This window comes from Micromonospora sp. CB01531, from assembly GCF_001905095.1.
GTDB lineage: Bacteria > Actinomycetota > Actinomycetes > Mycobacteriales > Micromonosporaceae > Micromonospora.
On record NZ_LWLS01000077.1, the window covers coordinates 1 to 13,448 of the forward strand.

Genomic DNA, 13,448 nt, shown 5'->3' on the forward strand with positions numbered 1-13,448 from the left:
CACACACCATCCAGCAACCCTGCATTCCGCAGGACCCTGTCCGGGGCAACCTCTCCACTCTACCCGGGCCGTTCCGCGCAGTCAACCTCGTATCCGAGGTGATCAACTTGGTTCGGTCCGATCCACGCCGACGCACGCCGTTCCCGGCGGTCGTTGCTGTCGTGGGTTCCGGCGGACCGGCCGGTGTCGCTTTCGCGATCACCCGCCCGGCTCCCTGCCGGCCTTCGAACTCTACCCGGTCGGCTTCGCGATCGCAACCCCGTATTTCGGAGCGCCTCGCACCGCCCAGATCCCCAGTCTCGCTCGGCGTCTCCGCCACGAGCCTGGCGCCCGCTGTCGGCCGGTTTGTCCGGCCTCCCGCGTGCAGAGAGAAAGTTACGCGGACGGCCCCGAGAAGGCAAATCAACGTCTGTCACTGCGCTTCCGGCGGGTGCCACAGCATCGGATGGCGGACCGGAGGCATCGAGGACGACCACGGAGCGCACAACCGTGCCAGAGTGTCTGGCATGGATGACGTGTCCCGGATCCCGGTGGCGACGCTCGCCGCAGACACCCTGCTCGGCCTGCTGCTGCCGTTCTGGCAGCTCGTCATCGCCGCCTTCGTGGTCTTCGTCGTCGCGGCGTCGGTGGGGCGGCTGGCCAAACGCGGCCGCTCCCGGATGACCACGGCATTGCTGATCACCGCCGCGGCGATCGCCGGCTTCACCGTGCTCGGTGTGCTGCTGGAGAGCTGACCGGGCTCACAGCCGGCGGTTGGCGAGGCTGGGCAACTCGGCGCGGATCTTCCGCAGCCGGTCGAGGTCCAGATCAGTGACGGCGAGGCCAGGGCCGTCCGGGACCTGGCTGAGCACCGTCCCCCACGGGTCCACCACCATGCTGCGTCCGAAGCAGGTCCGCCCCGGATCGTGGTCACCGGTCTGGCCGGCGGCGGCGACGAAGCACTGGTTCTCGATCGCCCGCGCCCGCAGCAGGACCTCCCAGTGGTCCCGGCCGGTGTACATCATGAACGCGGCGGGCACGACCAGGAGCGCGGCGCCGCCGTCCGTGGCCAGTTGCCGGTAGAGCTCGGGGAATCGCAGGTCGTAGCAGATCGAGAGGCCGACGCGGAGGCCGTCGACGTCGACCACCACCGGCTGGTCACCCGGAGCCACCGTCGCGGACTCCAGGTAGGAGACCCGGCCCGGAATCTCCACGTCGTACAGATGGATCTTGCGATAGCTGGCGGCGAGCGCACCGGTGCGGTCGAAGACCAGCGAGGTGTTCCAGGTGCGGTCCGGATCCGGTCCGGCCTCGTGGAACGAGCCCGCGATCACCCACATGCCCAGCCGGCGGGCGACCCCCGCGAAGAACTCCCCCACCACGCCGTCGACCGGCTCGGCCGGCGGCATCCGCTCGGCCACGCCCAGATAGTCGACGTACTCGGGGAGGACGGCGAGGTCGGCCCCGGCCGCCGCGGCCCTGACCAGCAGGGCCTCGGCGGCGGCCAGGTTCGCCGCACGGTCGTCGCGGGCATTGAGCTGGCAGACGGCGACGCGCATGGGGCTCAGCGTACGGGCGGCGCGCGGTCGGCGACAGGGCTCAGCCGAGCAGCGCCCCGGTGCTGACGGTCAGGCGGACTTCTCCTCGCGATCCCGACGAGCCCGGCGACCAGTGAACTCGCGGGGCACGATGGTCGGGTTGACGTTCTCCAGCACCACCTCGCGGGTGATCAGCACCCGGGCGGCGTCGGGGTTGCTCGGCACCTCGTACATCACGGAGAGCAGGACCTCTTCCATGATCGCCCGCAGGCCACGGGCGCCAGTGCCGCGGAGCATGGCCTGGTCGGCGATCGCCTCCAGCGCCGGCTGCTCGAACTCCAGCTCCACGCCGTCCAGTTCGAAGAGGCGCTGGTACTGCCGGACCAGGGCGTTGCGCGGCTCGGTGAGGATCCGCACCAGGGCCGACCGGTCGAGGCTGCGCACGTTGGTGATCACCGGGAGCCGGCCGATGAACTCGGGGATCAACCCGAACTTGAGCATGTCCTCCGGCATGACCTGGCTGAAGATGTCGTCGGTCGACCGATCGGACACCGACCGGAGCCGAGCGCCGAAGCCGGTGCCGCCGGAGCCGGTGCGGGCCTCGATGATCTGGTCGAGGCCGGCGAAGGCACCGCCGCAGATGAACAGCACGTTGGTGGTGTCGATCTGGATGAACTCCTGGTGCGGGTGTTTCCGCCCGCCCTGCGGCGGCACGTTGGCCACGGTGCCTTCGAGCATCTTCAGCAGCGCCTGCTGCACGCCCTCGCCGGAGACATCCCGCGTGATCGACGGGTTTTCCGACTTACGGGCGATCTTGTCGACCTCGTCGATGTAGATGATCCCGGTCTCGGCGCGCTTGATGTCGTAGTCGGCCGCCTGGATCAGCTTGAGGAGAATGTTCTCCACGTCCTCGCCGACGTATCCCGCCTCGGTGAGGGCGGTGGCGTCGGCGATCGCGAACGGGACGTTGAGCATCCGGGCCAGGGTCTGCGCCAGGTGGGTCTTGCCGCAGCCGGTGGGACCGAGCAGCAAGATGTTGGACTTGGCCAGCTCCACGCCGTCGTTGCCGGAGCCGGGCGCGCCGGCCGCCTCGGCCTGGATCCGCTTGTAGTGGTTGTAGACCGCGACGGCGAGCGCCTTCTTGGCCTGCTCCTGACCGACGACGTAGTTGTCGAGGAACTGGCAGATCTCCATCGGCTTGGGAAGCTCTTCCCACTTCACCTCGCCGGACTCGGCCAGCTCCTCCTCGATGATCTCGTTGCAGAGATCGATGCACTCGTCGCAGATATAGACGCCCGGGCCCGCGATGAGCTTCTTGACCTGCTTCTGCGACTTGCCGCAGAAGGAGCACTTCAGTAGGTCGCCGCCGTCACCGATCCGTGCCACCTACGTTCTCCCTGCACTCGTCGGCCGGAGCGCCGGCCCTGACCTGCGGGCCTGCCGCCCGTCCGTCTGTCGTCCCATCCGCCGGTCCGCACCAGCGAAGCGGTACAGACCCGACGTTACCCGCTGACGGAGGTTTCTCCGACCCCCAAAACGGGTGTGTCAGAGGTCGGCCGGGACCGATGCCCCGGCCGACCTCCGATCCTGCAGAGCTCAGCTCGCGGCGTGCGCCGCCAGCAGACCCTTCTTGCGGCTGGTCAGGATCGTGTCGACCAGCCCGTACTCCTTGGCCTCCTCGGCCGTCATGATCTTGTCACGGTCGATGTCCTTGCGGACCTGGTCAACCGGGCGGTTGCAGTGCTGGGACAGCATCGTCTCCAGCTGCGTCCGCATCCGCAGGATCTCCCGGGCCTGGATCTCGATGTCCGAGCCCTGGCCGTAGCCGCCCTCGGTGGCCGGCTGGTGGATGATGATCCGGGAGTTGGGCAGCGCCATCCGCTTGCCCGGGGTGCCCGCGGAGAGCAGCACGGCCGCCGCGCTGGCCGCCTGGCCGAGGCACACGGTCTGGATGTCCGGGCGGACGTACTGCATGGTGTCGTAGATCGCCGTCATGGCGGTGAAGGAGCCGCCGGGCGAGTTGATGTACATGATGATGTCGCGGTCCGGGTCGGTGCCCTCGAGCGTCAGCAGCTGGGCCATCACGTCGTTGGCCGAGGCGTCGTCCACCTGCACGCCGAGGAAGATGATCCGGTCCTCGAAGAGCTTGTTGTACGGGTTGGACTCCTTCATCCCGTACGACGTGCGCTCGACGAACGACGGCAGAACGTAGCGGTTGTGCACGGCCGCGAACTGGGGCGGCAGGCTCAGGTCGGTCATCGTCAGCTCCTCGGTCAGCTCAGGGTCCCGGCGCCTTCCGGAACCTGGGCGGCTCCGGTGATCACCTTGTCGATGAAGCCGTAGTCCATGGCCTCCTGGGCCGTGAACCAGCGGTCGCGGTCCGAGTCCGCCTCGATCTCCGCCGCGTTCCGGCCGGTGTGGAACGCGACCCGCTCCTGGAACATCCGCTTGGTGTAGAGCATCTGCTCGGCCTGGATCGCGATGTCGGCGGCCGTACCGCCCATGCCACCCGACGGCTGGTGCATCATGATCCGCGCGTGCGGCAGGGCGTACCGCTTGCCCTTGGTGCCCGCACAGAGCAGCAGCTGGCCCATCGAGGCCGCCATGCCCATCGCCACGGTCGACACGTCGTTGTCGATGAACTGCATGGTGTCGTAGATGGCCATGCCGGAGTAGACCGAGCCACCCGGCGAGTTGATCCAGAGGTTGATGTCGCGGTCCGGGTCCTCCGCGGCGAGCAGCAGCAGCTGCGCGCAGATGCGGTTGGCGACCTGGTCGGTCACCTCGCTGCCCAGGAAGATGATCCGCTCCTTGAGCAACCGGTTGTAGACCGAGTCGTCGAGGTTGCCAATTGAGTCACCACCGCGGGCCTCGAGCGCCCGGAGCGGCTTCGCTGGGATGTGCATGTCGGTCATGGCAGCCCTTCGCTCTCCGTACCGTCGTACCCGACACTAACCGCTCAGCCGGGGGGCGTACTCCCGGTCGGGGCACTGTTCGCTCTCAGCGCAGCTGCCCTGGAGGGCGTACCCCGAAAAGGGTTTCGGCCGCCGTCCAGCGTGCAGCGAGGGACGGCGGCCGACACCCGGCGATCAGTGCTCGTGGTTGTGCTCGGCCTCGTTCTGGGCGCGGAGCGCGTCCAGGGTGACCTCGTTGCCCGCCGAGTCCTTGATCTTGATCTTCTCCATCACGGCGGCGAGCGCCTTGCCCCGGCGGACGTCGCCGAAGACGGCCGCTGCGGCGCCAGAGCGGACCAGCTGGTCGTAGTACTGCTGCGGGGCCATGCCGGCGCGCTGGGCGCGGTGGACGATCTCGTGGCCGAACTCGTCGTCGGAGACCTGGACGTCCTCGGCGTCGGCCAGGGTGTCCAGCAGGAGCTGGATCTTGACGCCCTCGGTCGCCGCCTCGTTGAGCTCGGTGTCGATCTGCTCCTCGGTCTTCTCCTCGGCGGCGAGGTATTCCTCCAGGGAGGCACCGATGCGCTCGAGCTGGTCGACCATCGCGGCCTTGCGGCTCTCGACCTCCTCGCGGACGACACCCTCCGGGGCCGGCACCTCGGCGGTGGCCACCATCTGCTCGAGGGCCTTGTCCCGGGCGGCGTAGATCTGCTCGACCTGCTTGCCCCGGGTCACCCGCTCGCGGAGGTCGTTGCGCAGCTCCTCGATGGTGTCGAACTCGCTGGCCAGCTGGGCGAAGTCGTCGTTGAGCTCCGGCAGCTCCTTCTCCTTGACCGTGCGGACGGTCACCGCCACGTCGGCGTCACGGCCGGCGTAGTCGCCGCCCACCAGCTGCGTGGAGAAGGTGGTGCTCTCGTCGGCGGCCAGGCCGACCAGGGCCTCGTCCAGGCCCGGCAGGAGCTGCTTGCTGCCGACCTCGTGCGAGATGTTGCTCGCCGAACCGCCCGGCACCTCCTCGCCGTCGACGGTGGCGTTCAGGTCAATCTGGACGTAGTCGCCCTCCTGAGCGGCCCGCTCGACGGTCTTCAGCGTGGCGAACCGCTCACGCAGGCCGTTGACCTGCTCGTCGATCTCGCTGTCGGCGACCTGGATCTCGTCCACGGTCACCTCGATGGACGCCGGGTCCGGCAGGGTGATCTCCGGGCGGACGTCGACCTCGGCGGTGAAGTTGAGCGAGTCGCCGTCGGCGAACTCGGTGATCTCGACCTCCGGGCGACCGAGGGTCTTCAGGTCGTGCTCGCGGACCGCGGCGAGGATGTTCTGCGGGATCGCCTCCTGCACCGCCTCGTTGAGGACGGTGCCCCGGCCCACCCGCTGGTCGATCACCCGCGGGGGAACCTTGCCCCGACGGAAGCCGGGAACCTGGACCTGCTGCCCGATCTCCCGGTACGCCTTCTTGAGGCTCGGCTCGAGCTCGACGAACGGCACCTCGATGGCGAGCCGCACGCGCGTCGGGCTCAGAGTCTCGACGGTGCTCTTCACAGGCGTACTCCTTGACGGATCTCAGTTGAGTCTGGGCGTGATTACGCGCATCGAGTGTAGGCGAGCCGGCCTGCTGCATCGGCAGCGCCCGGGTGCCGCGCGGAAAAATCGGCGGTTCCCGGACGGCCGGGCCGCGAACGGACAGTCGGGGTGGCGGGATTTGAACCCACGGCCCCTCGCTCCCAAAGCGAGTGCGCTACCAAGCTGCGCCACACCCCGTGGCGACGAGAAGTGTATGCCGTCCGCGCCCCCCGGACCCGCACCGGGGCCGCGCCAGGCCCCGCGCTGGCGCGACGCAAGGCCCGCGCCGGGTTTGCAGGAGGCAGCAGTTTCGGGGAAAGAGTGGTCTCTCGGGGCGGCGAGGGGGCGCTTTCAGGGAAGTAGTGAAGATCTTGAAGTCGAGCGACCAGCGACGCGCGGCACGGGGCTGCGCGTCCGGTTCGGGGATTCGGTAGGCTGTCGGGCGCGCCCCGCCGCAGCGGGGTGCATGCGGGCGTAGCTCAATGGCAGAGCTTCAGTCTTCCAAACTGACGGTGCGGGTTCGATTCCCGTCGCCCGCTCCACCCAGGAAGGCCCAGGTAGACCGCATGATCGCGGCACCTGGGCCTTTCACATCTCCCCAGCTTTGATTTTGCGTGGCAACCACGCCGCATCCGGGCTCGGGGCGGCACCGGGGCTTGTTGCCCAGCCGGCAGCTCGGGTGGCCCCTACTTCCGGCAGCGCCATGACGCACAAGGCGGGGCAGACCTGGTCGACGGATTTGCCGTGCGGCAGCATGGCCCCCATGGCCATAAAGCGCGTAATGCCCGACCTGGCTACCGACGACATCGCGGCGGCCACCGCCTTCTACGTCGAGGTACTTGGCTTCGAGGTCGTCATGGACATGGGCTGGATCGTGACCCTGAGCGATCGCGCCAACCCGAGAGCTCAGCTGAGCCTCATGACCCACGACGCCACTGCACCGGTCATCCCCGACGTGTCCGTGGAGGTCGACGATGTCGATGCCGCGCATCAGGCCGCCCGAAACGCCGGCGCTGAGATCGTGCACCCGCTCACCGACGAACCATGGGGAGTCCGACGCTTCTTCATGCGTGACCCCAACGGCAGGGTCATCAACGTCCTCACCCACAAGAGCTGACGACCCCGTGAGTGATGCCTCTTCGCCGGCTACCTCATGAAGGGCGCCGAGCAGGAGGAGGTCGTCCGGGCCCGGGAGGCCGGCCTCGGCAGTTGAACGGTCCGGTCCGACGTACCGGCGGCCCACCATGATCGGCCAGGACCCGGTTCGACCGTCCCGACCGGCGGATGAGCCGGGCGGCGGGGGCTGCGTACGATGCGGGGCCGGACATCCCCGCGTCGGGTGGAGGTAGCCACGATGTCAGGCCAGCAGGACGGGTTCGCCCTCGGCGTCGACCTCGGCACCTCGAACACGGTGGCGGTGCTGCGCTGGCCGGACGGGCGGAGCCGCCCGTTGCTCGTGGACGGACATCCGATCCTCCCCTCCGGCGTCTACGTCGACTCCGACGGACGGTTCCACGTGGGACGGGACGCGCAACGGCTGGCCCAGGCCGACCCGGCCGGGTACGAGCCGAACCCCAAGCGCCGGGTGGCCGAGGAGACGGTCGAGCTGGGCGGCCGGACGTACCGGCCGGCGGAGCTGCTGGCGGCGACGTTGCGGACGGTGGCGGACGCCGCCGTGGCCGCGGTGGGTTTCCTCCCGCCTGCAGTGGTCACCCACCCGGCGGCCTGGGCGGCGCCCCGCCGGCAGGTGCTGCACGACGCGCTCGCGCTGGCCGGCTGGCCGCCGGCCGCCGAGCACACCATGGCCGGTCCGATCACGCCCGGCACCCGCCTGCTGCGCGAGCCGGTGGCCGCCGCCCGCTACTACGCCCAGGTGCTGCGCCGGCCGGTGCCGGTCGGGGGAGCCGTCGCGGTGTTCGACTTCGGCGGCGGCACCCTCGACGTGGCGGTGCTGCGCAACGAGGGTGCCGACCCCTGGGGCGACTCGGGATTCGCCCTGGTCGCCAGCGGCGGCGTCGCCGACCTCGGCGGTCTGGACCTGGACGCCGCCCTGGTCGGCCGGCTCGGCGAGTTGGTCGGCCCGGTGCACCCGGCCGCGTGGGCGCGCCTGACCAGCGCGACGACCACCGCGGAGTGGCGGGACCGGCATCAGCTCTGGGACCACGTGCGTGGCGCGAAGGAGATGCTCTCCCGGGCCATGGTCGCGCCGGTGGCCGTACCGGGGGTGGAGGCGGCAGCCCAACTGACCCGGGAGGACCTGGAACTGCTCGCCACTCCCCTGCTGGCCCGGGCGGTGGCCGAGACCCGGGACGTGATCGCCGCCGCGGGGCTCGTTCCCGGGCAGCTCGCCGGCCTCTTCCTGGTCGGCGGGTCGTCCCGGGTGCCGCTGGTGGCCCGGATGCTGCACGCCGACCTGGGGGTCGCCCCGACCGTCCTGGAACAGCCCGAGCTGCCGGTCGCCGAGGGCGCGCTGACGGACCTTCCGCTGCCCCGCCGGGCCGCAGCCGGGACGCCACCGGCGGTGCCCGCCGGCCCGCAGGGTGCGCTGCCCCAGAGCGCCCCGGCGCCGGCCGGGCCCGCACCCGCCGGCCCGCACGGCACCCGACCCGAGAGCGCGCCAACGGCCCCCACCGTGCCCGCACCCGCCGGGCCGCCCGACACGCTGCCCCAGAGCCCGCCGCCGGCCGCCGGACCGCACGGCATCCTGCCCAAGGGCGCGGCACCCGGGGGCGCGCTCCCGGCAACCACGGTGCCGGTCCCCGCCCCGCACGGCACTCTGGTCGACGACGCGCCGACGCTGCCCGGGTACGCGGTCGCCCCGGCTCCGTCCGGGTACGCCGGTGCCGGGCAACCCCCGGCCGTCCCCGGTCAGCGCGGTTTCGCTCCCGGCGGCCGGGGACTGGGGACATCCGGCGGGGAGCCGCCGGTCTCGCCCGCGCCGCCGGGGATCGGCGCGGCCCGACCGGGACGGGGCCGGCGGGCTCTCTGGATCGCGGCCGGCGCCGGCCTCGTGGTGATCGGTGTGGTGGCAGCGGCGGTGCTGTGGGCGCTCCGGGACCCCTACCCGGCGCTGGAGTTCCGTACCCCGAAGTTGATTGCCCGGCCCGAGGCGGGCGGCGAGCGACCGGCCGCGATGTTCACCTCGGTGCTGGCCGACCGGGCCTACCTGGCGTATCCGGGCGCGGACAACCGGCTGGAGGTGGTGGCGGTCGACGCGGCCACCGGCGACGAGCGGTGGCGCAAGCCGACCCCGGTGGCGGCGGACCGGTGGCAGGCCGTGCAGGCGCTGCCCGGCGCGGTCGCCGTGCTCGCCGACGCCTCCGGTGCCACCCCCCGCGACCTGGTGGTACTCGACGCCGGCTCGGGCAACCAGCGCTGGCGGTTGACCATCCGGGGCGACGACGCCCTGTACTTCACCAAGGAGACGGCGGTCTGGCTCGACCGGACCGGTGGCCGGCTGGTCGGGCTGCGGCTCGACAACGGTCAGGAGAAGTGGCACCACGACAACCCGCGCAACGAGTACGGCGACGCCCGCACCGCGGTGGTGCCCGTCGGCACGGGCGAGGCGCTCGGCGGGCCCGCGTACTTCGACGGATCGCCGCGGGCGCCATGGCTCGGGGACGCGACCCGGCTCGTCCAGGTGGGGGCGGACCGGTCGGTGCGGGTCATCGACATGAACAGCGGAGAGATCCGCCAGCGGACCAACGTCGCCGACGTCGACGACCTGGTGGCGGCGCGCGACGACCGGCTGTACGTCATCGAGGACACCCACGGCTACCGGCTGCTCGCCTACGACCTCGGCAGCCTCGCCGGGCCGGTCGTGCTCTACACCGCCCCGGACGAGCGGCGCCGGGCGAAGACGCTGGTCACCTGCGGCGAGCACCGGGCCTGCCTGCTGGAGGTGCCGGGCTCCGGGGCTGACGGGACGGAGGTGGTGGCGGTCACCGAGGGGAAGGCCACCCGTCACTGGCCGGCCCCGAAGGCGGATGGGCTGGTACCGCTCGGCGAGCACCTGCTCGTCCGGCGCGACGCCCCGCAGGCCGCGGTCACCCTCTTCGACCCAGAGGGCACGGCGGTGCTGCGGGACCGGGACGGGGTGGCCGGGCGGATCGACGCCGGGAACGTGCTGCTCTTCGCGGAGACGCCGAGCAGCGTGGCGGACGACCGCAGCGTGGCCGGGATGTCGGTGAGCGCCGACGGCCCGTCCGAGATGGGGCTGCTCAAGGAGGTACGCAGCGAGTCCTGCTCGTGGAACGCCGAGGTGCTCGCCTGCGGTGCCGAGAAGGACTTCGTGCTGTACCGGTTCGCGGACTGATCCGCCCGGGTCGCTGGACGGCTCAGCCCACCGGGCGACGGATGAACCGGGCAAAGAGGGGTAAGGCGACCCCGTCCTGGTGGAGTGACGACCGGCGTCGCGGCATCCCGCGACCGGGCCTGCGGGCGGGCGGCGGAACGCCGACCCGCCCGCGGTCACGGCGGATCAGTTGCCGCTGACCCAGTTCCAGGCGGCCACGACCCACTCGGTCTGCTGGAGGTAGGCGACCCCGACACCGGCCAGGAAGATCGCCGTCACCAGGTGGGCTCCGCGTGCGCTGCGGCGTATCCGGCCCAGCTGCCGCTCCCAGACCAGCCGGCCGAGCAGGCGGGCGAGCGCGAAGAGGCCGACGGCCGTGAGCAGGCTGAGCACGAAGGTGAGCAGCGGGGCACCGAGATCGCCCCGCCCGGAGATCGCCCAGATCCCCCAGCAGACGAAGGCGAACAGGGCGCCTGCCGCGCTCCACTCGCCGCCCCGGCGCAGCTGGGCCAGATGCCAGCTCATGGGGCGGCGCGGGGCGGAGTCACCGGACCAGCCCGCCGTCGGGTCGACGGTGGAGAACTGCTCGGTCCGCGGCCTGCTCGGCTGCCCCACCGCGGCGACCCCGCGCCGGAACGCGTCCCGCTGCGGTGGCACCACCCCGACACCGGGCTGCGGCGGCACCTCCACGGTGCGCTCGGCCCACGGCTGTGTCTGGTCCGCCATCTCGTGTCCTCCCCCTCGACCGACGCCGGCCACGGTTCCGAGGGTAGCGAGCCGGCAAATCGGTCGCCGACCCCGAAGGTGATGGGTTAGACAGTTCCGATGATCGACGCTGTGGTGCCCCGGGCCGAGGACTTCGACGAGATCGCCGGGCTGCTCGCCCTCGCCTTCCACGGCGGCGTTGACCCCGAGCTGCGGGAGATCGAGCGGCCCATCTTCGAGCCGGAGCGCGCCCTGCTGGTCCGCGACGGCGACGCCGCCGTGGCGCACGCCAGCGCGTTCAGCCGCGAGCTGACCGTGCCGGGCGCGACCGTGCCGGCGGCGCACGTGACGATGGTCTCGGTCGCCCCGACCCACCGCCGCCGGGGCCTGCTCACCGGGCTGATGCGCCGGCAGCTCCGCGAGATCCGCGACGCCGGCCGCGAGCCGGTCGCGGTGCTCTGGGCCAGCGAGGGTCGCATCTATCCCCGCTTCGGCTACGGCCTGGCCGCGCAGCGGTACACGCTGAGCTGCGACACCAGCGAACTGCGGCTGCCGGAACCGGCGTCCGTCGAAGGCACGCTCCGCCTGGACCGGCCGGCCGCGCACCAGGCCGAGCTGGCCCAGTTGTACGAGCGGGTCCGCGCCGACCGCCCCGGCTGGTCGCGACGGGACGAGCGCTGGTGGGCGTACGTACTCGCCGACGTGGCGGACCTGCGGGGCGGCGCGACCGAGCGCCGGGTGCTGCTGCACGAGGGGCGCGCCGGCCTGGACGGGTACGCGCTGTACCGGACGAAGGAGGAGTGGGACCGGACCGGCCCGCGCGGCGAGGTCCGGGTCGACGAGGTGGTGGCCGGGAACCCGGCGGCGTACCAGGCGCTGTGGCGGCTACTGCTGTCGATCGACCTGACCCGGCGCCTGTCGTTCGACCGGGCCGCCGTGGACGAGCCGCTGCTGTGGCTGGTGAACGAGCCTCGGCAGCTCGGCGCCCACGTCTCCGACGCACTGTGGCTACGCGTCGTGGACGTCCCGGCCGCGCTGGCCGCCCGCCGGTACGCCGTCGACGTGGACGTGGTGTTCGAGGTGACCGACGACCTGCTGCCGGAGAACACCGGCCGCTGGCGGCTGGTCGGCGGTCCGACCGGGGCCGAGTGCGCGGCGAGCGACGCACCCGCCCGGCTCGGCTGCGACGTCCGCGTCCTCGGCGAGCTGTACCTGGGCGGGTCCGGGCTCGGGGCGCTCGCCGCCGCCGGCCGGGTCCGCGAACTGGTGCCGGGCACCGTAGCCGAGGTGGCCCCGGCCTTCGGCTGGCACCGTGCCCCGGCCCCGATGGAGGTCTTCTGAGTCTCCGCCGCTGAGCCCGCCGCCCACGTCGATCATGACCGCGAAATGCGCCCGGTTTCGCTACCGCCGACTCCATGATCGCCGGCTTCGGGGTGGCCGGGCGTGGGCGGGCGCGATCAGCGGTGGGACGGTACGGTCGGGTGATGGGTGATGCGGAGCGGCGACGCCGCCGGTTGCGGCACCACGGCGAGGCCGGGGCGCCGGACGGCGAAGGCGCCGCCGGGCGGGCCGGCCGGCATGAGCCCGCCGGCACCTTCGCAGACGGGCCGACCGCCACCACGGCGAAGGTGCATGACGACGGCTCCAGGTCGCGGCGTGCCACCAGACCCGCCGAGCTGGAGTCGTCGGACGACGGCTCCAGGTCGCGGCGTGGCGCAAGACACGCCGAGCTGGAGTCGTCGGAGCGGGGACGCCGCGGCGGCCCCGCCGAGGAGGGTGAGCGGGGGTTGCGCGGCCTGGTCGGCTCGGGCTCCTCGCAGGTGAGCGTGACCGCCGCGCTGCGGGCGCGGGACGCCGCCCGGCCGACCGACGCGGACCTGGCCGAGGCCGAGGCCCGCGTCGTGATCGTCCGGCGCAACTGGGTGCCCCGCGAGGAACTCCCCCGCGCGAACCGCTAGCCGTCAGGCGGGCAGGTCGGGCAGCTCGCGCGTCTGCTCGTAGGCGGCCACCTGGGCGATCCGGCGGGCGTGCCGCGGGTTGCCCGAGAACGGCGTGGTCAGGAACGCCTCCACCAGGGCGGTCGCCTCGTCCAGGGTGTGCTGGCGGGCCCCGACGGCGATGATGTTGGCGTCGTTGTGCTCCCGCGCCAACTGGGCGGTGTCGATGCTCCAGGCGAGGGCGGCCCGGGCGCCGGCGATCTTGTTGGCGGCGATCTGCTCGCCGTTGCCGGAGCCACCGATGACCACCCCGAGGCTGCCCGGGTCGTTGACCACCCGGTCGCCGGTGTGCAGGCAGAACGCGGGGTAGTCGTCGTCCGGGTCGTAGCCGTGCGGGCCCACGTCGACGACCTCGTACCCCTGCTTGGCCAGGTGGTTGGCCAGGTGCCCCTTCAGCTCGAAGCCGGCGTGATCGGATCCCAGGTAGACGCGCATACCGCGCAGTCTGTCAGGCCGGCCTCCGTGCCGCCGCGCGGGC

At 72.0% G+C, this 13,448-nt stretch carries 11 protein-coding genes, 2 tRNA genes and 1 pseudogene; 6 read left to right on the plus strand and 8 right to left on the minus strand.

The window, feature by feature from the left end; genetic code table 11:
• Positions 1 to 506 precede the first annotated feature (506 nt).
• A complete protein-coding gene (locus A6A27_RS22235) occupies positions 507 to 734 on the plus strand; it encodes a hypothetical protein (protein WP_073836586.1) in 228 nt (75 codons plus the stop codon).
• Between the two features lie 6 nt (positions 735 to 740).
• On the opposite strand, the gene A6A27_RS22240 is transcribed toward A6A27_RS22235, so the two are convergent.
• The 6 genes from A6A27_RS22240 to A6A27_RS22265 form a co-directional block, all read right to left on the minus strand.
• On the minus strand, positions 741 to 1,538 hold the full coding sequence (locus A6A27_RS22240) for a carbon-nitrogen hydrolase family protein (RefSeq protein ID WP_073836587.1): 798 nt from the start codon (positions 1,536 to 1,538) through the stop codon (positions 741 to 743).
• Between the two features lie 69 nt (positions 1,539 to 1,607).
• Positions 1,608 to 2,903 (minus strand): ATP-dependent Clp protease ATP-binding subunit ClpX, encoded by a 1,296-nt coding sequence (gene clpX, locus A6A27_RS22245; protein ID WP_073836588.1) that lies wholly within the window; start codon positions 2,901 to 2,903, stop codon positions 1,608 to 1,610.
• A gap of 210 nt (positions 2,904 to 3,113) precedes the next feature.
• Entirely contained in the window at positions 3,114 to 3,776 is a 663-nt protein-coding gene (locus tag A6A27_RS22250) for an ATP-dependent Clp protease proteolytic subunit (protein ID WP_073836589.1), read from the minus strand.
• 14 nt (positions 3,777 to 3,790) lie between these two features.
• Positions 3,791 to 4,432 carry an ATP-dependent Clp protease proteolytic subunit gene (locus tag A6A27_RS22255; protein ID WP_073836590.1) on the minus strand — a complete coding sequence of 214 codons (642 nt, stop codon included), beginning with the start codon at positions 4,430 to 4,432 and terminating at the stop codon, positions 3,791 to 3,793.
• A 174-nt stretch (positions 4,433 to 4,606) separates the two neighbouring features.
• A complete protein-coding gene (gene tig, locus A6A27_RS22260; protein WP_073836591.1) occupies positions 4,607 to 5,953 on the minus strand; it encodes a trigger factor in 1,347 nt (448 codons plus the stop codon).
• Between the two features lie 145 nt (positions 5,954 to 6,098).
• Positions 6,099 to 6,172, minus strand: a tRNA-Pro gene (locus tag A6A27_RS22265).
• 270 nt (positions 6,173 to 6,442) lie between these two features.
• Here A6A27_RS22265 and A6A27_RS22270 point away from each other — a divergent pair.
• From A6A27_RS22270 to A6A27_RS22280, 3 genes are all read left to right on the plus strand, one after another.
• A tRNA-Gly gene (locus A6A27_RS22270) sits at positions 6,443 to 6,516 on the plus strand.
• A gap of 161 nt (positions 6,517 to 6,677) precedes the next feature.
• The gene (locus A6A27_RS22275) at positions 6,678 to 7,091 is read left to right on the plus strand and encodes a VOC family protein (RefSeq protein WP_241825392.1); all 414 of its coding nucleotides are present in this window, start codon (positions 6,678 to 6,680) and stop codon (positions 7,089 to 7,091) included.
• 237 nt (positions 7,092 to 7,328) lie between these two features.
• Complete coding sequence (locus A6A27_RS22280; protein ID WP_073836592.1) at positions 7,329 to 10,289, plus strand: Hsp70 family protein; 2,961 nt, start codon at positions 7,329 to 7,331, stop codon at positions 10,287 to 10,289.
• A 165-nt stretch (positions 10,290 to 10,454) separates the two neighbouring features.
• Here A6A27_RS22280 and A6A27_RS22285 read toward each other — a convergent pair whose 3' ends face one another.
• The gene (locus A6A27_RS22285; protein ID WP_073836593.1) at positions 10,455 to 10,994 is read right to left on the minus strand and encodes a hypothetical protein; all 540 of its coding nucleotides are present in this window, start codon (positions 10,992 to 10,994) and stop codon (positions 10,455 to 10,457) included.
• A gap of 99 nt (positions 10,995 to 11,093) precedes the next feature.
• Here A6A27_RS22285 and A6A27_RS22290 point away from each other — a divergent pair, with 99 nt between their 5' ends.
• Both A6A27_RS22290 and A6A27_RS47560 read left to right on the plus strand, forming a co-directional pair.
• Positions 11,094 to 12,314, plus strand: a complete 1,221-nt coding sequence (locus A6A27_RS22290; RefSeq protein ID WP_073836594.1) for a GNAT family N-acetyltransferase — start codon at positions 11,094 to 11,096, stop codon at positions 12,312 to 12,314.
• Positions 12,315 to 12,718: 404 nt separating this feature from the next.
• A pseudogene (locus tag A6A27_RS47560) lies at positions 12,719 to 12,931 on the plus strand (hypothetical protein); the annotation flags it as partial.
• 3 nt (positions 12,932 to 12,934) lie between these two features.
• Here A6A27_RS47560 and A6A27_RS22300 read toward each other — a convergent pair.
• A complete protein-coding gene (locus tag A6A27_RS22300; RefSeq protein WP_073836595.1) occupies positions 12,935 to 13,405 on the minus strand; it encodes a ribose-5-phosphate isomerase in 471 nt (156 codons plus the stop codon).
• Positions 13,406 to 13,448 lie beyond the last annotated feature (43 nt).

Coding starts and splice junctions, on each gene's coding strand:
- A6A27_RS22300 (WP_073836595.1), bottom strand. CDS start 13,405: ATGCGCGTCTACCTGGGATCCGATCACGCCGGCTTCGAGCTGAAGGGG.
- A6A27_RS22250 (WP_073836589.1), bottom strand. CDS start 3,776: ATGACCGACCTGAGCCTGCCGCCCCAGTTCGCGGCCGTGCACAACCGC.
- A6A27_RS22240 (WP_073836587.1), bottom strand. CDS start 1,538: ATGCGCGTCGCCGTCTGCCAGCTCAATGCCCGCGACGACCGTGCGGCG.
- A6A27_RS22235 (WP_073836586.1), top strand. CDS start 507: ATGGATGACGTGTCCCGGATCCCGGTGGCGACGCTCGCCGCAGACACC.
- A6A27_RS22255 (WP_073836590.1), bottom strand. CDS start 4,432: ATGACCGACATGCACATCCCAGCGAAGCCGCTCCGGGCGCTCGAGGCC.
- A6A27_RS22285 (WP_073836593.1), bottom strand. CDS start 10,994: ATGGCGGACCAGACACAGCCGTGGGCCGAGCGCACCGTGGAGGTGCCG.
- A6A27_RS22275 (WP_241825392.1), top strand. CDS start 6,678: ATGACGCACAAGGCGGGGCAGACCTGGTCGACGGATTTGCCGTGCGGC.
- A6A27_RS22280 (WP_073836592.1), top strand. CDS start 7,329: ATGTCAGGCCAGCAGGACGGGTTCGCCCTCGGCGTCGACCTCGGCACC.
- A6A27_RS22290 (WP_073836594.1), top strand. CDS start 11,094: ATGATCGACGCTGTGGTGCCCCGGGCCGAGGACTTCGACGAGATCGCC.